The 21,076-nt window shown below is 63.9% G+C and carries 19 protein-coding genes; 9 read left to right on the top strand and 10 right to left on the bottom strand.

What is annotated here, in order from left to right; all coding sequences use genetic code 11:
• Positions 1 to 2: 2 nt before the first annotated feature.
• Genes VRZ08_RS08495 through rfaD form a run of 3 tightly spaced genes read right to left on the bottom strand, consistent with a single transcriptional unit; the run spans position 3 to position 4,435 of the window.
• Positions 3 to 1,928, bottom strand: coding sequence for a polysaccharide biosynthesis protein (locus VRZ08_RS08495; protein WP_414532274.1), 1,926 nt, complete (start codon positions 1,926 to 1,928; stop codon positions 3 to 5).
• A 32-nt stretch (positions 1,929 to 1,960) separates the two neighbouring features.
• On the bottom strand, positions 1,961 to 3,430 hold the full coding sequence (gene rfaE1, locus VRZ08_RS08500; protein ID WP_414532275.1) for a D-glycero-beta-D-manno-heptose-7-phosphate kinase: 1,470 nt from the start codon (positions 3,428 to 3,430) through the stop codon (positions 1,961 to 1,963).
• A gap of 24 nt (positions 3,431 to 3,454) precedes the next feature.
• Positions 3,455 to 4,435, bottom strand: coding sequence for an ADP-glyceromanno-heptose 6-epimerase (gene rfaD, locus VRZ08_RS08505; protein WP_408016866.1), 981 nt, complete (start codon positions 4,433 to 4,435; stop codon positions 3,455 to 3,457).
• A 183-nt stretch (positions 4,436 to 4,618) separates the two neighbouring features.
• Between rfaD and waaF the strand changes: the two genes are divergently transcribed.
• The 3 genes from waaF to VRZ08_RS08520 all read left to right on the top strand — a co-directional run bounded on the left by waaF (position 4,619) and on the right by VRZ08_RS08520 (position 6,891).
• Positions 4,619 to 5,695: a lipopolysaccharide heptosyltransferase II gene (gene waaF, locus VRZ08_RS08510; protein ID WP_414532276.1), complete on the top strand. Its 1,077-nt coding sequence runs from the start codon at positions 4,619 to 4,621 to the stop codon at positions 5,693 to 5,695.
• Between the two features lie 69 nt (positions 5,696 to 5,764).
• Complete coding sequence (locus VRZ08_RS08515) at positions 5,765 to 6,352, top strand: D-sedoheptulose 7-phosphate isomerase (RefSeq protein ID WP_414532277.1); 588 nt, start codon at positions 5,765 to 5,767, stop codon at positions 6,350 to 6,352.
• Positions 6,349 to 6,891, top strand: a complete 543-nt coding sequence (locus VRZ08_RS08520) for an HAD family hydrolase (RefSeq protein ID WP_414532278.1) — start codon at positions 6,349 to 6,351, stop codon at positions 6,889 to 6,891. The genes VRZ08_RS08515 and VRZ08_RS08520 overlap by 4 nt, the downstream gene beginning before the upstream one ends.
• On the opposite strand, the gene waaC is transcribed toward VRZ08_RS08520, so the two are convergent.
• Positions 6,888 to 7,832, bottom strand: a complete 945-nt coding sequence (gene waaC, locus VRZ08_RS08525; RefSeq protein WP_414532279.1) for a lipopolysaccharide heptosyltransferase I — start codon at positions 7,830 to 7,832, stop codon at positions 6,888 to 6,890. The genes VRZ08_RS08520 and waaC overlap by 4 nt on opposite strands.
• 182 nt (positions 7,833 to 8,014) lie before the next feature.
• Between waaC and galE the strand changes: the two genes are divergently transcribed.
• The 4 genes from galE to VRZ08_RS08545 all read left to right on the top strand — a co-directional run bounded on the left by galE (position 8,015) and on the right by VRZ08_RS08545 (position 11,925).
• Positions 8,015 to 9,028, top strand: coding sequence for a UDP-glucose 4-epimerase GalE (galE, locus tag VRZ08_RS08530; RefSeq protein ID WP_414532280.1), 1,014 nt, complete (start codon positions 8,015 to 8,017; stop codon positions 9,026 to 9,028).
• 121 nt (positions 9,029 to 9,149) lie between these two features.
• Entirely contained in the window at positions 9,150 to 10,952 is a 1,803-nt protein-coding gene (locus VRZ08_RS08535) for an ABC transporter ATP-binding protein (protein WP_414532281.1), read from the top strand.
• A gap of 60 nt (positions 10,953 to 11,012) precedes the next feature.
• Positions 11,013 to 11,714, top strand: coding sequence for a fumarylacetoacetate hydrolase family protein (locus VRZ08_RS08540; RefSeq protein WP_414532282.1), 702 nt, complete (start codon positions 11,013 to 11,015; stop codon positions 11,712 to 11,714).
• An 82-nt stretch (positions 11,715 to 11,796) separates the two neighbouring features.
• Positions 11,797 to 11,925 (top strand): hypothetical protein, encoded by a 129-nt coding sequence (locus VRZ08_RS08545; RefSeq protein WP_263989448.1) that lies wholly within the window; start codon positions 11,797 to 11,799, stop codon positions 11,923 to 11,925.
• Here VRZ08_RS08545 and VRZ08_RS08550 read toward each other — a convergent pair whose 3' ends face one another.
• Positions 11,926 to 12,783, bottom strand: coding sequence for an NAD-dependent epimerase/dehydratase family protein (locus VRZ08_RS08550; RefSeq protein ID WP_414532283.1), 858 nt, complete (start codon positions 12,781 to 12,783; stop codon positions 11,926 to 11,928).
• 114 nt (positions 12,784 to 12,897) lie between these two features.
• Complete coding sequence (locus VRZ08_RS08555) at positions 12,898 to 13,935, bottom strand: diguanylate cyclase (protein ID WP_414532284.1); 1,038 nt, start codon at positions 13,933 to 13,935, stop codon at positions 12,898 to 12,900.
• 333 nt (positions 13,936 to 14,268) lie between these two features.
• On the opposite strand from VRZ08_RS08555, the gene VRZ08_RS08560 reads away from it, so the two are divergent.
• On the top strand, positions 14,269 to 14,709 hold the full coding sequence (locus VRZ08_RS08560) for a hypothetical protein (RefSeq protein ID WP_414532285.1): 441 nt from the start codon (positions 14,269 to 14,271) through the stop codon (positions 14,707 to 14,709).
• A gap of 39 nt (positions 14,710 to 14,748) precedes the next feature.
• Here the strand turns inward: VRZ08_RS08560 and VRZ08_RS08565 are convergent, their stop codons facing one another.
• From VRZ08_RS08565 to VRZ08_RS08580, 4 genes are all read right to left on the bottom strand, one after another.
• Complete coding sequence (locus VRZ08_RS08565) at positions 14,749 to 15,459, bottom strand: Crp/Fnr family transcriptional regulator (protein ID WP_414532286.1); 711 nt, start codon at positions 15,457 to 15,459, stop codon at positions 14,749 to 14,751.
• Between the two features lie 141 nt (positions 15,460 to 15,600).
• A complete protein-coding gene (locus VRZ08_RS08570; RefSeq protein WP_414532287.1) occupies positions 15,601 to 16,137 on the bottom strand; it encodes a hypothetical protein in 537 nt (178 codons plus the stop codon).
• A gap of 2 nt (positions 16,138 to 16,139) precedes the next feature.
• A complete protein-coding gene (locus VRZ08_RS08575; protein WP_414532288.1) occupies positions 16,140 to 16,373 on the bottom strand; it encodes a PqqD family protein in 234 nt (77 codons plus the stop codon).
• Positions 16,374 to 16,377: 4 nt separating this feature from the next.
• Positions 16,378 to 17,421, bottom strand: a complete 1,044-nt coding sequence (locus VRZ08_RS08580) for a radical SAM/SPASM domain-containing protein (protein WP_414532289.1) — start codon at positions 17,419 to 17,421, stop codon at positions 16,378 to 16,380.
• A gap of 122 nt (positions 17,422 to 17,543) precedes the next feature.
• Here VRZ08_RS08580 and VRZ08_RS08585 point away from each other — a divergent pair, with 122 nt between their 5' ends.
• Complete coding sequence (locus VRZ08_RS08585; protein ID WP_414532290.1) at positions 17,544 to 20,861, top strand: AAA family ATPase; 3,318 nt, start codon at positions 17,544 to 17,546, stop codon at positions 20,859 to 20,861.
• Positions 20,862 to 21,076 lie beyond the last annotated feature (215 nt).

A 21,076-nucleotide genomic window follows, 5' to 3' on the forward strand; every position in this document is an offset into this window, starting at 1 on the left:
AGCTACGGCGCAGGCGCCGTTGGCTCGGTCCGGAATTCGGGCACCGCCCCCTTCAAGATCGCCACGACGTCCTCTTGGCGCCCTGCTGCTATAGCGGTTTCGAGTGCAGCGAGACCTTGTTGCAGCGTAGGGAGGGGCAACTCGTTCGGACACGCGGCCATGACGCCGGGAACGCCGATCTCGGTGGTGGGCTCGTGCTCGGCAAACAGAATTTCGTGCAACCGTTCGCCCGGTCGAACGCCGCTAAACACGATCTCGATGTCGTAACCGGGCTGCAGACCGGACAACCGAATCATCCGTTCCGCCAGCTCAACGATCTTCACCGGCTGTCCCATGCTGAGCACGAATACCGACGCATCCGTGTGTTGTGACTTCAACGCATGGGTCGCGGCGGTGATCACCAGGTCGCAGGCCTCACGGATGGTCATGAAGTAGCGGACCATATCCGGGTGCGTCACCGTCACCGGTCCGCCAGCCTCGATCTGCGCCTTGAACTTCGGCACTACCGAACCGTTGGACGCCAGCACGTTGCCGAACCGCACCGAGATCAGCCGCATTGCCCGCTTGTCACCGGAAGAAGTGGCGAGTTCCCGGTCGAGTGCTTGGCAATACAGTTCGGCGAACCGCTTGGTGAGGCCAAGCATCGACACCGGCTCAATCGCCTTGTCGGTCGAAATCATCACCATCGCCTCGGCACCAGCGGCACGAGCCGCGTCGGCAACGTTGACCGAGCCAAAAATGTTGGTCTTGACGCCCTCGCCCCAGTCGCGCTCGAGGATCGGCACATGCTTCAGCGCCGCGGCGTGGAATACGAGATCAGGTTTAAAGTCGTTAAAAAGCTGAAATATACGCGCGCGATCACGGATGTCTGCGATCCGGCCCTCGATTTTTGTGCTACTGGCCCGAGCACCTAGAGCTTCTGTTGCAGCGTAAAGCGCGGGCTCCGAATGCTCGATTACGAGCAGCCTAGCGGCACCAAAGGTGGCGACGCGGTCGCACATTTCGTGCCCAATCGAACCACCGCCGCCCGTGACAGCGATAGCTTTTCCGCGAAGCAATTCCTCCAGTCTGGTGTAGTCGATATTCACGCTGGGCCTCAGCAGAAGATCCTCGACAGCAACCGGCGCCAAGCGCGGCGCATCGCGGCTTTCTTCGAGCGAAGGCAACCGACTGACTGTGAGTCCCAGCTTGCGAGCCTTTATCAAAATCGCCTCGGGCTCAGCGTCTTTCTCAAACGCTGACGGCGTCATCACCACATGGCGGATCGGTTTATTTCGACCAGCGAAATCCTGCACAACATCTGCCAAATCGTCGAGACCACCGAGCACGGGAATGCTGCGGATCGACTGCCCACGATCAGATGATGCGGGTGACAAAATGCCGACCGCCCAAAGCCTGTTGACTGCTCCACTTTCGATACCTCGTAGGAACACCTCGGCATCAGCAGCCCGGCCAACCAATAGCGTCGGCGCAGCATCCGTCCGGCGGGCCTTGTTCCGTGTGCGGGTGTAGCGGAAATAACGATAAGCGAGGCGGGAACCTGCAAGGAAGAACACCTCAAGAAACCAATACAAGACGATCGTGGTTTTCCCGAGGAAAAACGCACCGTAGATATTCGGCGCAAGAAAAATGTAATCAAGCACCAAAAGCGCGATTGTTAAAGTGGTTGCCGCCCTCAGAATGTTGAGCAGGTCGGGAATTGAGATGAAGCGCCACTTCGTGGTCGTAAGTTGAAAAACGTAGCAGACAAGAAAACTGAAGAAGACAAAATAGGGAAGGATCTTCAGCAACAACGGCAGGCGATCCAACAGGTTATCACCATCGAACCGAAGATAGAAACTCAGAAGGACTGCCACCGTGGTAGCCAACGCATCGTGGGCAGCGATCAGCCAATTCCGATAAGAAAACGAAGAAATGGGTGTCAACATCGCCCGCCCTGCAATTAGATGGTGTTAAATACTTAGCGCCCCTCGCGCGCCCGCGCTACCAGCGAGGTGGTGCTGAAACCCGGCAGCACGTCGACCAGCAGCACGTCGCCGCCCTTGGCCGCAACGATCTCGTGGCCGACCACCTGCTCGCGGGTGTAGTCGCCGCCTTTGACCAGCACGCTCGGCTCGATCCGCGTGATCAGCCGCAGCGGGGTATCTTCTTCAAAGATAGCCACCAGGTCGACCGCTTCGAGCGCGGCGAGCACCTCGGCGCGGGCGCGTTCGTGCTGCACCGGCCGGCTTTCGCCCTTCAGCCGCCGCACCGAGGCGTCGCTGTTCAGCCCGACGATCAGCCGATCGCAAGCACCGCGCGCTGCGGTCAACACCTTGACGTGGCCCGGGTGCAGAATGTCAAAGCAGCCGTTGGTGAACCCGACCCGAAGGCCTTCGCGGCGCCACTGCTTCAGCCGCTCGTCGAGCTCGGCATCGCTGCCGATGATCTTCTCTTCCGCCGCCAGCGAGGCATGCGGCAGGATTCGCCGGCGTAGTTCGGCCGGCGTCACCACTGCGGTGCCGTTCTTGCTCACCGCCACCGCCGCTGCCGCACTCGCCGCCCGCATCGCGGTTGCCCAGTTCGCCCCGGAAGCCAACACCACGGCCAGCACAGCCGCCACCGTATCGCCGGCGCCGGAGACGTCGCGCACCTTTACCGGCAGCGCCGGCACATGGATCGGTTCGCCTCCGCGCGGCACAAGCGTCATGCCGTGCTCGCTCTTGGTCACCAGCATCGCCTCGCATTCGGCGAGCGCCATCGCGTCCTGAGCCGCCGTGGCAATCTCGTCATCGGTCGCTGCTGCGCTTCGCGTCGCCGCGGTGAATTCCTTGCGGTTCGGCGTCAGCAGCGTGGCGCCGCGATAGATCGCGAAGTTGGCGCTTTTCGGATCGACGATCACCCGCTTGCCGAGTTTTTTGGCGGCATCGATCGTGTCGCGAATGACCCTCGCCGTCAGCACGCCTTTGGCATAGTCGGACAGCAGCACGATGTCGGCACGGGCAAGCTGCGGCAGGATCGCATCGAGCAGGCGCTGCTCGACGTCCGTAGCGGCCGGCGCCGCCGTCTCCCAATCGGCCCGCAGCATGTGGGTCGAAAAGTGCTCGGAGACGAATCGCACTTTCCGGGTCGTCGGCCGCGAGGCATCACGGACTAGCACCGGCTCGATCCGCGGCTCGCTGCCTAGCTCAGATTCCAAAAAACGCCCGGTAGCGTCATCACCGATCAAGCCAACGAAGATACAGCGCGCGCCGATCGCCGCGATATTGCGAGCTACGTTGCCGGCGCCGCCGATATTGGTCTCGCTGCGTTGAACCGCGATCACCGGTGCCGGAGCTTCCGGAGAAATCCGCGACACCTCGCCATAGACGAACTCGTCGAGCATCAGGTCGCCGACACACAGGACGGTCTGACGAGCGATCGCTTGCAGCAAGGCGTCGAAGCTGAACATCCGAATCCAAACGGTTGCGTGCGATCAGCGGAAGCGATCGCTGCGGTCGAGGTAACCAGTGACGTAAGACGTGACCGCCTCTTCGAGCGGGGTGAATCCGCCATTGTAGCCAGCGGCACGCAGCCGGTCGCCCTCGCTCTGGGTGAAGTATTGATAGCTGCCGCGAATCTGTTCCGGCATGTCGATGTACTCGATCTGCGGCGCCGTGCCGAGCGCCGCATAGGCGGCCAGGATCAGGTCGCGGAAGCTCCGGGCATGGCTGGTGCCGACGTTGAAGATGCCGCTGACGCTAGGCGAAGCGAACAGCCACATCATCACCCGCACTACGTCGTCGACATAGATGAAGTCGCGGCGCTGGTCGCCGTCGGCAATACCTTCGCGGTGCGACTTGAACAGCTGGACCACCCGGCCGGACTTGATGTCGTCGAACCGCCGCGCCAGCACGCTGGCCATGGTGTCCTTGTGATATTCGTTCGGGCCGAACACATTGAAGAACTTCAGGCCGGCCCATTGCGGCGGCAGCTTGTGGCCCTTGGCGGCGCGCTCGGCGACCACCAGGTCGAACAGATGCTTGCTCCAGCCATATAGGTTCATCGGCCGCAGCTGTTTCAGCGCGGCCAGCGAGAAATCATCGTCGAACCCGTGTTCGCCGTCGCCATAGGTCGCCGCCGACGAGGCGTAGATCAGCGGCGTGCCGGTCTCGGTGCACCAGTCGAGCAGCCGCAGCGACAGGCGGAAATTGTTCTCCATCACCATGTCGCCATCGGTGGCGGTGGTCGCGGAGATCGCCCCCATATGGAAGACCGCGTCGAGCTTGCGGCCTTTCAGCCAGTCGGCGAGTTCCGCCGGCGGCACGAAATCTGCCAGCTGCCGCTTGGCGAGGTTCTTCCACTTGCCGTCATGGCCGAGAAAGTCGGACACAGCGACGTCGGCCCGCCCGGCGTCGTTCAGAGCCGCGACCAGATTCGATCCGATGAACCCGGCGCCCCCGGTGACCAGCAGCATGACTTCTCCGCCTCGATTTGCGCGGCCACCTTTGCCCCACTCCGCCCGGGCAGGCAACTTCAACTCTGAATTGCTGTGAATGCGGAATGGGCTCGGCGCGAAATGCCGGCTGGACGCGGGCCGCCGCAGGCGCTAACCGGCTGGGCCGATCAGCCCCTGCTAGGCAGGGCAACAGAACAAGCGATGAATTACGAATCACTCAAAGCCAGCCTGGCGACCGCGCCGGACCGCAACGAGACCAGCCCGGTGCTGCTGGTCCCGTATATGTGGATCGGTGACTTCGTGCGCTGCCACACCGTGGTGCGGGTCCTGAAGGACCGCTGGCCGAACCGGCCGGTCGACGTCCTCACCACCACGCTGTGCGCGCCGCTGGTCGACTACATGCCCGGGGTGCGCCAGGGCATCGTCTGGGACCTGCCGCGCAGCAAGATCTCGCTGTCTGAAGAGCGGGCGCTGGCAGCGAAGCTGCGGCAGCAGGGCTACGGCGCCTCGGTGGTGATGCCGCGCACCTTCAAATCCACCATCGCGCCCTGGCTTGCCGGTATTCCGAAACGCACCGGCTTCATTGGCGAGGTCCGGTTCGGCCTGCTCAATGACTGGCGACGCGGCGAGAAGGCGTTGCCGCGGATGATCGACCGCTGCGCCGCGCTGGCGCTGCCGCCGCTGCCGGAACTGCCGCTGGACTGGCCCGAGCCGCAGCTTCAGGTGCCGGAAGCCGAGATTGTGGCCTGGCGGCAGGCGAACGGTCTGCACGGCCGGACCGTGGTGGCGCTCGCGCCCGGCGCTGTCGGGCCGGCGAAGCGCTGGAGCTACTACGTCGAGGCCGGCAAGGCGCTGGCCGAGCGTGGTTTTGAGGTCTGGGTGGTCGGCGGCCCGGGCGAAACCGCCAAGGCGCAGGAGATCGTCGCGGCCGGCGGCCCGCATGTCCGCGATCTCACCGGCACAGACCTGCGCAACGGCATCCTGGCGCTGGCGGCGGCCGATCTGGTGATCTCCAACGATTCCGGCCTGCTCCACGTCTCTGCCGCGATCGGCAGCCGGACCATCGGCATCTTTGGCCCGACCAGCCCCTGGCATTATGCCCCGCTCAACCCGATCGAGACGGTGATCCAGGCGCCCGGGGATATCCCCTGCCGGCCCTGTCACAAACCGGTCTGCCGGATGGAGCATCACCGCTGTATGCGGGACATCGCGGTCGAGGACGTGACCACCGCGGCGCTGCACGCGCTGGAGGCCGCCGGCATCGCACCGGAGGTCTGAGCCCTTGGGTTGCGCCGGCCCCGGCCCTGGGCTTTACCAAAACCTTCAGTTTCAGCTTTCAGGTGTGACGTGAGCCAGGACAAGATCGCCGCCCATTTCCAGCTCTCGCTTGCCGCGATGACTGCTGCCGCCGGCGATGCAACGCTGCTGTCCGCATCGCGGGCGATCGCTGCGGCATCAATCAAGGCACTGCAGCAGGGCCGCAAGATTCTGCTCGCCGGCAATGGCGGCAGTGCCGCCGACGCCCAGCACATCGCCGCGGAGATCATCGGTCGCTACAAGCGTGACCGCGCCGCCTGGCCGGCAGTGGCGCTGACCACCGACACTTCGGCGCTCACGGCGATCGCCAACGACTATGGCTTCGAGCGGGTGTTCGCCCGGCAGGTCGAAGGACTCGGGCAACCCGGCGACGTCTTCATCGGCATCACCACCTCCGGCCGCTCGCCGAACATCCTCGCGGCCCTCGAAGTCGCGCGTCAACGCGGCCTCGTCACCGTCGGCATGACCGGCCCGAGCGGCGGATCGATGGGCACGCTGTGCGATCATCTTCTGATTGCGCCTGCCCCCGAAACTGCGCTGGTTCAGCAGATTCATCTGATGGCCGCGCATGCGATCTGCGACGAGATTGAAGTCGCGCTGGGCAAGCCGTCGCCATGACCGCGTCCGCGCCGCGCCGTCCTGCCGCCTTCCTCGATCGCGACGGCGTCATCAACTACAATGATCACTATGTCGGCACGCGTGAACGCTTGCGCTGGATGCCGGGCATCGCCGCGGCGATCCGGCAGCTCAACGCCGCCGGCTACTACGTCTTCATCATCACCAACCAGTCCGGCGTCGCCCGCGGCATGTTCAGCGAGGACGACGTCCGTGCCTTGCATCGCTGGATGCAGGATGAATTGCAGGCACAAGGCGCGCAGATCGACGATATCCGGTTCTGCCCGCATCATGTCGAAGGAACGATCGACGCCTATCGTGTCGCCTGCGAGCATCGCAAGCCGGGCCCCGGCATGATCCTGGATCTCGCCAAGGCTTGGCCGGTCGACATGACCCGCAGCTTCGTGATCGGTGACAGCGCAAGTGATGTCGAAGCCGCGCAGGCTGCCGGCATTCCAGGGTTTCGCTTCGAAGGCAAAGACATCGACGGCTTCGTCAAACAGGTGCTGATCGAGATGAAGCGCGCCGCTGCATCCAACTAACCGAGCAGCTGCTCCGCTGCCTCGATCGCCTGCCGCGCCGAGGGGCCGCCGCTCTTGCCGCCGAGCACCCGCAGCGGACCGCTGCCGACCGGGCCTGTCAGTCCCGGATCGGTCGCAACATAGATCCCGACCAGCGGCACCCGATAACTGGCGGCCAGATGCAGCAAGCCGGTATCGACGCCGATCACCACCGTGGCGCCGGCGATCACGCCAGCGGTGAGATCGAGTGGCTGACGCGGCAGCACGCGACTTCCGGGAATCGCGCTCGACAGCCGTTCGGCGGTCTGCCGCTCGGTGTCGGTCCCCCACGGCAGAACCGGCTGCAACCCGCGGGCTTGCAGCCAGCGGCCGATCTCGATCCAATCGTCCGCGCGCCATTCCTTCGACACGCGCGAGGTGCCGTGCAGCAGTAGTGCGTAAGGCGCATCAGCGCCACGCGCCGGCTTGATCAGCCCGTAGTCGATGTCGTCCGCCGGCTGATAGCCCAGCGACAGCGCGGTAAGCGCGCGGTTGCGCGCCACCGCATGCAGCGACCGGCTGACGCTGTGGCGGACGTCGTAGAACCGCGACGCCAGCGGCTCGCGGATGCTCTGCGCGTCGTAGCCGTGGCGCTCGCCTTGCGCGAGCCAGGCGATGATCGCCGAACGGATCAGGCCCTGGGTGTCGATCACCTTGTCGAACTCAGGCTCACGCAAACGGGTGTTGAAATCGCCGATCTCACGCCAGGTGGCGCGGCTCGCCAGATGCGAGCGCCAGCGCCGCGTCGCCACCGGGATCACCTCGCTCACGGAGGGATGCAACCGTGCCAGCGGCGCGAACGCCTCCTCCACCACCCAGCTCATGCGCAGGCCCGGCAGCGCGCGCGCAGCGTCGGTGATCGCGGGCATCTGATGCACCACGTCGCCGAGGGAAGAGGTCTTGATGATGAGGATGTCCGACATTGACGCAAAAGGCCCGCAATTGCGCGGTCTTCGTTACAGGATTGACAACCATAGAGTCGAATCCCCGGCAAAAACGCTGGCAATTCGCCGCTGAGGCGGCCCCGCTATACCGCAATTCCATTGTTTGTCGACAGGCTGGGGCAAATGCGCCAGACGAACCAGCACCTTGGACGGAAACCACGATGACCGTACTCGTCACCGGCGGCGCCGGTTACATCGGAAGCCACACGGTTCTGGCGCTGGTCGAGGCCGGCGAAAGCGTGGTGGTGATCGACAACCTCTCCAACGGCTTTTCGCAGTTTGTGCCTGAGGGCGTTCCGCTGTTCATCGGCGATGCCGGCGACGAAAACTTGATCGACGGCGTGATCGCCTCGCATCGCGTCGACGCCATCATCCATTTCGCAGGCTCGGTGATCGTCTCGGACTCGATGCGCGATCCGCTCGGCTATTATCGCAACAACACCTCGACGTCGCGCAATCTGCTCGCCGCCGCGACGCGGCGCGGCGTCAGGAACTTCATCTTCTCCTCGACCGCAGCGGTATACGGCAACCCGGACCGGGTTCCGGTCGGCGAAGACGCGCCGACACGGCCGCTGTCGCCGTATGGCCGCTCCAAGCTGATGACCGAGATCATGCTGCATGACGCGGCGGAAGCCTACGGCCTCAACTACGTGGCGCTGCGCTACTTCAACGTCGCCGGTGCCGATCCGCTGGGCCGGATCGGGCTTGCCACCGTGGGCGCCACGCATCTGTTGAAAATTGCTGTGGAAGCTGCGACCGGGCAGCGCAGCCGGATCGACGTCTACGGCACCGACTATCCGACCCCGGACGGCAGTTGCATTCGCGACTTCATTCACGTCACCGATCTTGCTGAAGCGCACGGCGCCGCGCTCGGTTACTTGCGCGCGGGCGGCGGTCCGGTGACGCTGAATTGCGGCTATGGCCACGGCTATTCGGTGTTCGAAACCATCAATGCGGTGAAGCGCGTCGCAGGCCGCAACTTCGCCGTCGCCGCGGCACCGCGCCGGCCCGGCGACATCATGACGATGGTCGCCGACACCAGCCGAATCCGCCGCATGCTGGATTGGACCCCGCGTTACGACGATCTCGACACCATCGCGGCCCACGCTTTGGCGTGGGAGGAAAAGCTGCTGCGCCAACGCCAAGCGGTTGAATTGCAAGCGATTCCGGCCTGACAACGCCTCGGGTTCCGCCGTTTTGGCTTGAAAATCCGGCCCATCGGGGGCAAGGACTCCGCCAAGACGCACGCCTTCCTCGCGCGCGACCCTTGTCCGACGCCGTCGATGGAATGCGGGAATGACCGAAGCCCCACGCAAGATCACTGACGACCCGTATGGCGCGTGGCAGCTGATCCGCCGCCTGGTGATGGAACAGGCCGCCGCCTATTGGCGGCGCTACGCGCTCGCCTTCGGCCTGATGGCGATCGCTGCGGCCGCGACCTCCGGCTCGGCCTTCCTGCTCGGCAAGGTGATCAACCAGGCCTATGTCGATCGCGACCTGCAGGGCATCATGTTCTGGTCGGTCGTCACCCTTGTGGTGTTCAGCCTGAAGGGCGCGGCAACTTACGGCCAGTCGGTGATCCTCACCCAGATCAAGAACGCGATCCTTGCCAACAATCAGCGGCGAATGTTCCACAAGCTGATGAGCGAAAGCATCGGCTTCTTCTCGCAGCGGCATTCGTCCGAGTTCCTCGCGCGCCTCACCGCCGGCGCCAACTCCGTCACTGAGGTGCTCAACCTGCTGATCAACGCGATCGGCCGCGATTTCCTGTCCCTGATCGGTCTGGTGATCGTGATGGTGGTGCAGGATCCGTTCATGGCGCTGTTCGGCCTATTGGTCGCGCCGCCGGCGGCGTTTGTGGTGCGCAAGCTGGTGAAGCGCGTGAAGGGCCTGGCGCTGACGCAGTTCACCGGCAACGCGCAGATTCTCGAGACGATGCAGGAGTCGCTGCAAGGCATCCGCACCGTGAAGGCGTTCTCGCTCGAAAAGACCATGAGCGACCGGATCGACGCCAACATCGCCGCGGTGCAGGCCAACGCCGACAAGATGGCGAAGGTGTCGAACCGCTCCAGTCCGCTGATGGAAACGCTCGGCGGCTTCGCGGTGGCGGCGTCGCTGATGTATGGCGGCTACCGCGTGGTCGCGACCGGCGCCACGCCCGGCGAGTTCTTCTCGTTCCTGACCGCGTTCCTGCTCGCCTACGAGCCGGCTAAGCGGCTGGCGCGGCTCAATATCGAACTCAACAGTGGTCTGGTCGGCGCCCGGATGCTGCTCGAGATCATCGACAGCCCGCCGAGCGAGCCGAACGATAGCCACAAGCCGGCCCTGCAACTCACCAAGGCGCGGGTCGAGTTCGACCACGTCTCATTCGCCTATCGGCCCGACGAGCCGGTGCTGAACGCGATGAGCTTCGTCGCCGAGCCCGGCCAGACGACCGCGCTGGTCGGTCCTTCCGGCGGCGGCAAATCGACGGTGCTGGCGCTGCTGCTGCGGCTGTACGAAGTGCAATCCGGCGAGATCCGCATCGACGGACAGTCGACCGCAACCATCTCGCGCGAGTCGTTGCGGCAGCAGACCGCCTATGTCGGCCAGGACGTCTATCTGTTCCGCGACACCGTCCGCGCCAACATCGCGTTCGGCAAACTCGGCGCCACCGACGACGAGATCGTCGCCGCCGCGAAGGCCGCCTGCGCGCACGACTTCATCATGAGCTTCCCGCTCGGCTACGACACTCCGGTCGGCGAGCACGGCGCACAACTGTCGGGCGGTCAGCGCCAGCGCATCGCGGTCGCCCGCGCGCTGCTGCGCGACGCGCCGATCGTCCTGCTCGACGAAGCCACTGCGGCGCTCGACTCCGAGTCGGAAAAGCTGGTGCAGGAGGCGATCGATCATCTCGCCCGCGGCCGCACCACCATCGTGATCGCGCACCGGCTGCACACCATCATGCATGCCGATTCCATCCTGGTGGTCGAAGCCGGCGAGATCGTCGAGCAGGGCCGCCATGACGACCTGCTGCGCCGCGGCGGCCGCTATGCCTCGTTCTTCCGGCTGCAGCAGCGCCACACCGCGCCGCTGGCGCCGGCCGCCGCCACCGCCTAACCTGACCGGACCTGATCCCGCGCCCTCCCGCCCCGCCTCCTTGGCTTGCGAAAGACACTCATGAGCAATGCTGGTTTCGTGATCGCCCCGCCGCCGCAGCCCGCCCTCGCCGTCGCCGGCTCGGCCGACCGCTTTCCGGTGCGCCGGATCTGGTGCGTCGGCCGCAACTATCTCGAACACGTCCGCGAGATGGGCAATGACGAGCGCCAGCCGCCATTCTTCTTCGCCAAGCACGCCGACATGGTCGCGCCCGATGGTGCCACCATCGCGTATCCGCCGCTGACCAAGGATCTGCACCACGAGGTCGAGCTGGTGGTCGCGCTGAAGAGCGGCGGGCTGCACATTCCGGTCGAGAAGGCGCTCGATCACGTCTGGGGCTATGCGGTCGGCATCGACCTCACCCGCCGCGACCTGCAGATCGCCTCGCGCAAGAAGGAGCAGCCCTGGGAGATCGGCAAGTCGTTCGACGCCTCGGCGCCGTGCGGCGCGCTGCGCCCGGCCTCCGAAATCGGCCATCCGGCCACCGGCAAGATCTGGCTGTCGGTCAACGGCACCGAGCGGCAGACCGGCGATCTGTCGGAGATGATCTGGAACGTGCCGGAGATCATCGCCAAGCTTTCGGCGCAGGTCGAGCTCGCCGCCGGCGACATCATCATGACCGGTACCCCGGCCGGCGTCGCGGCGCTGTCGCCCGGCGACAGCATCGCCTGCGGCGTCGACGGCATCGGCACCCTCAATGTGACGATCGGCAAGCCGGCCTGACCGGGCCGGTTGGTGGCGCGTTAGCAAGCCATTAACCATAAACCGGGAGTATCACGGCGGGGGCTGACCAGGAGCTGCCGCGATGATGTCCGACTTCGGAAGATATCTTCTGGCTGTCCTCGCGACCGTGGCGTTTCTGGCCACGGCCCAGACTGCCGGCGGCCTGAGCTGGCGCGGCCAACCTCAGATCGCGATCGCGGCCAATCAGTAGTCAGTTCGACCTGAACTGCGGCCGAAACCGGCGCGGCTGAAAGCCAAGATCGGCCGCAGCCGGGCCGACGTCGAACGTCATATTCTTCGCCATCCGGGTCGCCATCGTGGCCGACAGCCCAGGCAACACCTTCACCGCCACTGGCAGGATCATCCGCCATGCCCAATCCGGCACCGGCACGATGATGCGCGGCAGGCCGAGCCCGTCGAAAATCCGGCCGACCATCTCACGATAGGTCAGCGTCTCGCCGCCCGGCAAATTGTAGGTCTTGCCGATCGCATGCGGCCGCGCCGCGGCAGCGACCGCCGCTGCAGCCAGATCATCGGCATGCACCGGCTGGCGAAGCCCCTCTCCGCCCGCCATCAGCGGAAAGAACCGGAAGCGCCGGATCAGTCCGGCGATCCGGCTGACATTGCCGTCGCGGCCTTCGAGATAGATCAGGGTCGGCCGGAGAACGGTGCAGCCGACATTGTGGGCCGCGCAGGCCTCGATGACGCGCGCTTCGCCGGCGCCCCAGTCGCGAATGAAAGCGCGTTCGTCGGGATCGGGCGTATCCCATTTGGTTTCAATGCTGGTCGAGGTGAACACCACAAGCCGGGTCATCCCGGCCGCCGCCAGCACCGGCACCGCATCGGCAACGCGCCCGACCGGCGCAGTCGCGAACACCACATCGAGCGGCGGCAGCGGGACACGGCTCAGATCGCTGAGATCCCCCGCGATCCACCGCACACCATCCGCCGGCGGCCGGGCCTGCCGCGACAGCCCCACCGGCTGCGCGCCCTCCGCGATCAACCGACGAACGATCGCACCACCGACCATCCCGGTGGCCCCGATCACGAAAGGCTGCGGCTCCCTCATTGCGACCCCACGGCTCGTCCCAGCCGAACAGAGCCGGGATTTGATTCGCTGCTATTGAGGGAGGTTGAATAGCAGGAAAAGCCGTACTCATGCGGGTACGATAAAGCCTGGACCTCACCTCATCGCCGCCGCCTCGCAGCGCGGCGTGAGGGCTGGCACCAGGGGCGGCGCCGGATCGTGACAGGCGCGGCAGATGACGCGGTTGCGGCCGGCGTGTTTGGCGTCGTACAGCGCCTGATCGGCGGCCTTCATCAGATCGGAGACGTCCTTCATGCCCGGCAATGCGGTGGCGACGCCGATGCTCACCGTGGCAGGGATCGCGTGCGAGGCGACCACCAGAGCGTTGCCGGCGACTTCGCGGCGCAGCCGTTCGGCGACGACTTCCGCCTGGGCGAGATCGGTCTCCGGCAGCAGCAGCGCGAACTCCTCGCCGCCGAGCCGCGCCAGCACGTCGCAATCCCGCTTGCAGTCGCGCGCCAGCCTGGCGAGATGCACGATCATCTCGTCGCCGACCTGATGCCCGAAGCCGTCATTGATCGCCTTGAAGTAATCGATGTCGATCATCAGGAATGACATTGGCCGATCATAGCGGCGGGCGCGCGACCATTCACGGTCGGCCAGCGTCAGGAAGTGACGGCGATTGTACACCCCGGTCATGCCGTCGGTGGTCGCCAACCGTTCCAGCTCCTCGGCGTTACGCACGATGTCGGTGACATCGCTGTAGATCAGCATCCGGCCGCCGCCGGGCAGAACGGCGAGATGGCAGCGCAGCGCGGTGCCGTCGGTCATCGCAAGATCCATGGGCTTCGGATCGCCGGATTGCACCCAGGCCAGTCGCCGCGAGACGTAGTCGTCGAGATTGACGGCGACCGCCTGCGCGGAGGCGGCAAGCATCTCGGCATAGAGCGGACGGTTCTGCCGGATCTCTTCGGCGCTGTTGGCCCTGAACATCACGTGCAGCACCGGATTGCTGTAAACGGCGCGCAGCTCTTCATTCAGAATCAACAACCCGGCGTCGACATTGTCGAGCGCGGCGTACAGCGTCTCCAGCGCCTGCTTGGCCTCGGCCAGCTCGCGCTGCAGCCCCGCGGTCTCCGGCTGATCCGGCGATCCCGCGGCGTAGTGCGTTTCCTCAGGTCGTCTCTTGTGCATTGTCACGCCTCCAGGACGCGCCAGTGACTCACTTACACCACGAGTTGCACGGCAGCAGACAACAACTGATAAATTGCACAGCAGCATTTCGGCCGCGTGGTTAATGCACAATGAAGACAGCGGCAGCGGCGCATCAGCGACGGCCACAGATGAACCTCGTGAAGTTCGACGTCAGACTCGATTACCAGCCGCCAGATGATCGGCTCATGTCACCGATCCTTGATAGCGGCAGTGTCGACGGTGTGAACCAGTTCACAACGGTGCGCGCTACCTCGAACTACAGTGAGCAAAGGAGATGGTTCGGGAGCGAGCATCATGGATACGATTAGGCATATGACGCAACTCATCGAGCGGATCGGTCTTGCAATGGCCGGACTTGCTTGCGGCACATTCGTCGCGGCTTCGGTCGGTCATGCCAACATTGGCGTCCTGCAGTCCGAATGGGCGTCGCTGGTCATTGTGGTGGCAGGCGGGATCGGCTTTCCCGCCGCGAGCGGACTTCAGTACCGGGAGACGCAACGCTCAGGACTCGATCCGGTTTGTCTGCTGTGCGCCGCCGGCACGTTTCTAACCTCGGTCATGGCTTTGACATCGGTCGGTGTGCTCGTCATCGGCGCAGACCCTCCGGCCGTTTGGCTTTCCCTGCTCGCCGCCAGTTGGATCGGCGGCGTGGTCCTTCAAATCGCGGCCGCCGGCGTGGCGCGCTATGGTGACAATCGACTGCCTCGGCGGTCGATCCTGGTGGCCCCCGCCCAGCTTCGCGACGCCGCCTGAGGCGGCCGGCTTATCCACCAACAGGAGACAAAGAGCTAATCAACCTTCACCCGCAACCGTACGAAGGACGTCCGGCTGAACAATCTCCAAGGTCTGCGGTCCAAGCCTGATCCACCCTTGCGAAGCCCAGCGCGCCAGCTGCTTGTTGACGCTCTCACGTGACATCCCAGCCATCTCACTGACCTGCTGCTGGGTCAGCTCGATACGAAGCCGAGCCCGGTCGGTGTCACGCTCCGCCAACCGCATGATCGTGCCGGCGAGCCGAGCCGGCATCGACTGCAGCATCAACCATTCGACCTGCTGACTGGTCGCGCGAACCCGCCCGCAGAGCAGAACAATGAGCTTCATCATCAGATGAGGCTGCATGTTGATCAGATCGAGGAGTTCGCGCCGCGCGATCGACAGCAAGACGGAATCGCAGTGCGCGATGGCATCCGTCGTCCGCGGCAACCCGTCCAACACGGCAACTTCACCAAAAATCTCGCCATTGCCGATCAGATTGAGCATCGCGGTGCGTCCATCGGCCGACCCCGAGCTCACCCGGATCGCGCCTTCGACCACGATGAAGAGAGCGTTGGCTGCGTCTCCCTTGAGGAAGATCGTCTCTCCCCGTCTGAACCGGACGATGCATGCGGAACGACAGAGCTGGTCGAGCGCGTCGGGCGCAAGATCCTGAAACAGCCGGTGGGCACGGACGACATCAATTATCTTGGTCGACCTGCGACCCAGGTTCGTTGTCATCGACGTCATCAATGTTTCGACGGGCCAAGTCCCCAACGAGACTCAAGCCCGTTCCTCCTCACCCGACACGTTTGCCGGGGCCGCTTGCCAGCCACAGAGCGGAGGCCTCCGCTCTGCCGTCCAGAATGGTTGGTCACAATGCCAGTTTGATCATCCTAGCCGATCGGCGCAGCGAACCGGTTGATAGATCTGCTGACTGTTTGCGGCACCGCGCTCGCGATCTCGATAACTCGACAGATCGTGGATCAGACGGGCAAAATCAGTACCCGCGTGCATCGCATCGTTGAACGTCTGTAGCGCCGCGAGCGTCCGGAATGCCCAGATCGTACGGTAGAGGCCACTGCCCTTTTCACTCGTCGACGAAACCGCGTAGGTCCCGCGATAGGTGACCCCCTCGGGGGTTACCTGATCGAGCTTCTGCTCGTTGGCGATCAGCCATTTCCGAAACTCGTCATGCTTGTTGAAAGGAACATCGTAGCCCCACTCGATCACCAGAGCTCCCAGCAGCACGCTGTCATTCAGGAGACTCTCGATCTCCTGCTTGCCTTCGCCATGCTTGAGAAGATCGCAGAATGGAAAGAAACCACCCGATCGGACCTCCGGCTCAATTGCCGCAACGGTTGGAGGCACCAGCGTTTCGCCAGCAATCAAACTGGCGGCAAGTCCGGAGGACTCGATGTTGGCCATGATCAATCTCCTTGGTGTGTCAGTTCGATCAATCCCTGTTCCTGCAATCGCTGAATTCCAGCTCTGAGGTGATTTCGCGCCTCCTCCTCCCGGTTCTTGGCCGCAACCTGCTCGACGTATTTCTGCTCGATCTGCTCGGCGGTGCCGCCGTCGCAGAGTTCGAGGATAAACCACGCGTTCAGATTCAGCATGAACAACTTCGGCGGATCAGGCCGAAACACCACGCAGCTCTTCATTTCCTTAAGTGGTCGCAGTCGGAGGTTTTGGGTGTGGTTGTAACAGCCATTCGGGTAGGACACGCAGGTCTACTCCCCTGTTCAGCACCTTATCGAACGGATCGGGGGCGTCCCAAGCCCCGTGAAACGCATAGGCCGTCGCACGGCACCCTCCGTGCGAACCTTGGCTGGATGCACAACTCGGACAACTATCCTTGACGCGCCCGGATCTGAGTTCCCGGTAGAGCGGATGCTCCCAGGTCTCCATGAAGGAGACCTGCTTGATGTTGCCGTAGTTGACGTACTCGCGCAGATAAGCGCAGCCGATCGAATCTCCGAAGGCATTCACTGCCGCCATCTGCCAGCAGGAGTTGCCGTCATTCGGATGCCATGACTGCATCAGCTTCATGCCGGGCGGCAGGCGGAGCGCGTCGAGCGCCGCGTGCATCTCGTCCAGAGACAGCGCGAACTCCGCCCAGCGATACTTCATTCGGCCGAGGGGATAAGGGCGCAAAACCCCAGCAGTTTTGACCCCAAGCCGGTCGGCGAGATCGATGTAACCTTGAAGATCGGCAACGTTCTTGCGGCTGAGGATGCACAGAGTCTGCACCTCGATGCCGGCCTGCAACATGGAGCTGATCCCGTCGCAAGCGCGAGCGTGGCTCCCGGATACGCCCGTGATCTCATCATGCACCTCCGCTCGTGCGCTGAATAGATCGACCAGCACGATGCCGACTCGGATGTCCTTCAGGTAGCGGGCCGTCTGCGGCGTGATCAGCGTGCCATTGGTACGCACCTCGGTGAGAAACCGGCCGGATGCGGATGCCAAAAACGGCAGGAAGTCCGGCCGGTGAAATGGCTCACCGCCTTCGATGTAGAGATAGATCACGCCGAGTTCGGCAATCTCATCGAGAAAGCGTGACCAGTCTTCGCTGCTCAATTCCGCTCCCGCCTTGTCAGGCGAGCAATCGGAATAGCAGTGCTGACACGCGAGGTTGCAGGTCTCAGTAAAACAGATCGAGAGCTTTAGTGGCTGCTCGAGGGCGAACGGATTCTCGATTTGCGCCATGGCCTTGAACCATTTCGCTGTGAGATGAACGAATCTAAGCCCCTGTCGTCCAATGTTCGATCGTTAGAGATGGGAGTGAGCTAATCATACTATCGTCTAAATAGCAACGGACACTAATCAGTATGCGTTGCTCTGCCTGCGGCTTCTCGGCCCCGACGGAGGCGAGCTTCTGCCCACGTTGTGGCGCAAAGCTCAGCCTGCATTGCCAGAGTTGCGGATTTCGGAGCCCGCTCGGGTCGCACTTCTGCGGCGGCTGCGGCGCCTCCCTCATCGAGGCTTCAGAGACGGCCGTCACCGGTGCGTCGAGCGGCTTTGCGCCCGTTCGCGATCAGCGACCGGAGCGGCGCCAGGTCACGATTTTGTTCGTCGATATGATCGGCTCGACCGAAATGTCGGTCCGTCTCGACGAAGAAGACTTCAAGGAGGTCATCTATTGCTACCGCGACATCTGCGCGAGCGCGGTACGTCAATTCGATGGCTGCATCGTCCGCTATATCGGCGACGGCATCCTTATATGTTTCGGTTTTCCCTTCGCCCATGAGGACGATCCGATCCGGGCCACGCGCGCCGGCCTTGCACTTCTCGACAATCTGCAGCGCTTCAATGCCGAAGAGGAGATGAAGGCGATCCACGTGCGGATGGGCATGCACACCGGAATCGTCATCGCAGGCGACCTCAGATCCTCGGACAGTTTCGAGGCAATGGGTATCCTCGGCGAAACGCCTAATATTGCCTCGAGGGTGCAGAGCCTCGCCGCTCCTGATCGTTTGATAATCACCAATCAGACCGCGCAACTCCTCGGCGAACGATTTGATCTCATCGATCTCGGATTGCAGCAGGTCCGCGGCCTCGATGAACTGCTGCATCTGTTTGAGGTTGCCGGCGAGCGGACTGAGGCGGTCCGGGAACGGCCTGCCGCCAGCCACAAGATGATCGGGCGCCAACAGGAACTGGCGCTGCTACAGGACCGCTTCTTCCGCGCACAGGATGGTGAAGGCCAGGTCGTGCAGATCACCGCCGAAGCCGGCGCCGGCAAGACCAGGCTGGTGCGGGAATTCAAGGCCCGCCTCGATCCGGCGACGTTTCTGCCGATGACCTGTTACTGCTCGGCATACAGCCGCTCCAGCGCATTCTATCCGATCATCGAGATGATCCGTCGCGTCGTGAGACCCGACGGCGAGGCGGATGCCGACGAATTGGCGGCGAATCTGCAGCGCGCCTTCGTCGGCTTGGAGACGATCACCCCGGAGGCCACGGCGCTGGTTGCCGAGCTACTCGAGTTGCCGATTTCCGCCGCGATCAAGGACATCCCGCCGGCCCGGCGGCGCGAACTGCTGCTGGAAGTGCTGACGCAGTGGGTCCTCAAACAATCCGAGCACGTTCCTGTCGTCCTCGTCATCGAGGATCTGCATTGGGCAGATGCGTCCACCACCACCCTGCTCCGGCACATCGTGGAACGGCTCTCGAACTGGCGGGTGATGGCCATCCTTACGTTCCGGCCGGAATTGACGGCCGATTGGCTGCTGGGACCGCAGGTGACCCGGCTGGGCCTGCGCCGCCTCTCCAAGAACGAAGCAAGAGCGCTGACCGCACAGATTGCCGAGACCTCGACCGTCCCGGAAGACATCATCGCGTCGATCGTCGCCAAGACCGGCGGAATTCCGTTGTTCATCGAAGAGCTCACCAAAGCGGTTCTCGCTGGGGCTTCTTCTGCAGATCATGATCCGGTGCGATTGACGGCGCTCGTCGATAGCATTCCATCCACGCTCCGTGGCTCGTTGGCGGCAAGGCTCGACCGCCTTCAGATCGCAAAGCCGCTGGCGCAGGTCGCCGCGACGCTGGGCCGGACGTTCGACAGCGAAGTGTTGGCGGCCGTCACCGGAGAGAGTCAGCAAGCGCTCCGCGCGCAGCTCGACGAACTGTTGCGCCAGGGCTTCATCCATCAGCACGGAACGCAGGTTCAGGCCAAATACTCGTTCAAGCACGCCCTGATCCAGGAGGCTGCCTACGACTCGCTGCTCAAAAGCGAGCGACGATCGATGCACCGCAGAATCGCGGAAGTCATCTCCACCCAATTCGCTGATGTCGTCGCGGCCACTCCCGAGGTCCTGGCCGAGCATTATGCAGCCGCGGATCTTGCGGAAGCGGCGATCGCGCATTGGGAGGCGGCCGGCAACAAGGCCGCCGAGCGTTCGGCCAATGTCGAGGCTGCCAGCCACTTTGCCAGCGCTCTTGCGATCCTTCGCCGATTACCCGACACGACCGAGCGGGCACGGCGAGAACTATCGCTCGAATTGGAGCGCGGCTCGCAACTTCTCGCCATCAAGGGGAATGCCGCGCCGCAGGTGGAGGAAGTCTTCACCCGCGCCTATCAGCTCAGCTGGAGACTGGGCGAGCACCGGCTGCTGTTCAGGGCCCTTTATGGGCTCATGATGTTCTTCATCGTGCGAGGTCAGCTCGAAAAGGCGCATCAATGCGGCGTGCGATTGATCGAACAGGCAGAGCGCGCCGGCGACGACGGCCTTCAGTTGCAGTCCAAGCGGCCGCTTGGACTGACCCAGTTCTATCTCGGCCAATTCAGTAGCGCGAAGGAGACTTTGAAGCAGGCGCTGCAGCTGTACGATCCCGATCGGCATCATCACCATCGGTTCGAATATGGCTCCGATCCGGCGGTTCTGGCGCAATGCAATCTCGCCTGGACCGAGTGGTTCGTCGGTTTGCCGGATACTGCCGTCGCGGACAGCGCAGAGGCGATGGCGCGGGCGATCCAGCTCAATCATCCCCACAGCCTCGGCTTCGCGCTCAGCTTTGAGGCCTCGATCAGGCAGAGCCGTGGCGAGCCGAACGAAGCGCTCCAGGCCGCCGAGCAGGCGATTCAGATCGGCCAGAGCTATCGCTTCCCCTATTGGAGTGCCTGGGGGCGGATATTGCGCGGCTGGGCCACCGGCAGGCTGGTCCGCCCGGCAGCGGGCGTAGTCGAAATTAAAGCTGGGCTGGACGATTATCGCGCCACGGGCGCCGAGCTGATCCGGCCCTACGGCCTGATGCTGCTCGCCGAGACACTTGGTGCCGAAGGCGCGGTCGAGGATGCGTTGGCTTTGCTGAACGAAGCGCTCGACATCACCGAGATCAACAAGACGCTGTTTTGCGGGCCGGAACTGTACCGGCTTCGCGGATCGCTGCTGCTGGCGGCGGACCCGCAGGATGATGCGGGCGGCCACGACCTCGAGAAAGCGGCCGATCTGGCGCACGCGCTCGGCTCGCCGATGCTGGAATTGCGGGCCCTCGTCAGTCTCGTCTCGGCTTCCCCGCATCGGGACAGTTCGGCTCCGCTTGAGCGTCTCGAGCGGCTGCGCGCCGCCATGACCGAAGGCTTCGCCACCGCCGACCTTGCCGAGGCCGCGCGCGTCATCGAACTCGCGGCCACGCGTCGCCGCTAGGCGAACGTGGGGCGCCACAGCCATTACCGGGGGCTTTTGGGGCCGCTCATCGGACCTGGGTGAGGAACCAATGGCGCCGGGACCAGGATTAGCCTAAAAGAGCGCAACCTCCCATCATCGGCGGCTTGTTGCGACGTGCATCGTCCAAGGCCCGCCGGTCGACCGATCCGGTCCCGGGATTTCCCATTCGGCGTGATCGCCCAGAAGGTTGTCGT

This window comes from Rhodopseudomonas sp. G2_2311, assembly GCF_047501505.1.
GTDB classification, from domain to species: Bacteria; Pseudomonadota; Alphaproteobacteria; order Rhizobiales; family Xanthobacteraceae; genus Rhodopseudomonas; species Rhodopseudomonas palustris_H.

Excerpts from the sequence above, each read along its gene's own strand:
- VRZ08_RS08495 (WP_414532274.1), bottom strand. The coding sequence starts at position 1,928 with ATGTTGACACCCATTTCTTCGTTTTCTTATCGGAATTGGCTGATCGCT.
- rfaE1 (WP_414532275.1), bottom strand. The coding sequence starts at position 3,430 with ATGTTCAGCTTCGACGCCTTGCTGCAAGCGATCGCTCGTCAGACCGTC.
- rfaD (WP_408016866.1), bottom strand. The coding sequence starts at position 4,435 with ATGCTGCTGGTCACCGGGGGCGCCGGGTTCATCGGATCGAATCTGGTC.
- waaF (WP_414532276.1), top strand. The coding sequence starts at position 4,619 with ATGAATTACGAATCACTCAAAGCCAGCCTGGCGACCGCGCCGGACCGC.
- VRZ08_RS08520 (WP_414532278.1), top strand. The coding sequence starts at position 6,349 with ATGACCGCGTCCGCGCCGCGCCGTCCTGCCGCCTTCCTCGATCGCGAC.
- waaC (WP_414532279.1), bottom strand. The coding sequence starts at position 7,832 with ATGTCGGACATCCTCATCATCAAGACCTCTTCCCTCGGCGACGTGGTG.
- galE (WP_414532280.1), top strand. The coding sequence starts at position 8,015 with ATGACCGTACTCGTCACCGGCGGCGCCGGTTACATCGGAAGCCACACG.
- VRZ08_RS08535 (WP_414532281.1), top strand. The coding sequence starts at position 9,150 with ATGACCGAAGCCCCACGCAAGATCACTGACGACCCGTATGGCGCGTGG.
- VRZ08_RS08540 (WP_414532282.1), top strand. The coding sequence starts at position 11,013 with ATGAGCAATGCTGGTTTCGTGATCGCCCCGCCGCCGCAGCCCGCCCTC.
- VRZ08_RS08545 (WP_263989448.1), top strand. The coding sequence starts at position 11,797 with ATGATGTCCGACTTCGGAAGATATCTTCTGGCTGTCCTCGCGACCGTG.
- VRZ08_RS08550 (WP_414532283.1), bottom strand. The coding sequence starts at position 12,783 with ATGAGGGAGCCGCAGCCTTTCGTGATCGGGGCCACCGGGATGGTCGGT.
- VRZ08_RS08555 (WP_414532284.1), bottom strand. The coding sequence starts at position 13,935 with ATGCACAAGAGACGACCTGAGGAAACGCACTACGCCGCGGGATCGCCG.
- VRZ08_RS08560 (WP_414532285.1), top strand. The coding sequence starts at position 14,269 with ATGACGCAACTCATCGAGCGGATCGGTCTTGCAATGGCCGGACTTGCT.
- VRZ08_RS08565 (WP_414532286.1), bottom strand. The coding sequence starts at position 15,459 with ATGACGTCGATGACAACGAACCTGGGTCGCAGGTCGACCAAGATAATT.
- VRZ08_RS08570 (WP_414532287.1), bottom strand. The coding sequence starts at position 16,137 with ATGGCCAACATCGAGTCCTCCGGACTTGCCGCCAGTTTGATTGCTGGC.
- VRZ08_RS08575 (WP_414532288.1), bottom strand. The coding sequence starts at position 16,373 with ATGAAGAGCTGCGTGGTGTTTCGGCCTGATCCGCCGAAGTTGTTCATG.
- VRZ08_RS08580 (WP_414532289.1), bottom strand. The coding sequence starts at position 17,421 with ATGGCGCAAATCGAGAATCCGTTCGCCCTCGAGCAGCCACTAAAGCTC.
- VRZ08_RS08585 (WP_414532290.1), top strand. The coding sequence starts at position 17,544 with ATGCGTTGCTCTGCCTGCGGCTTCTCGGCCCCGACGGAGGCGAGCTTC.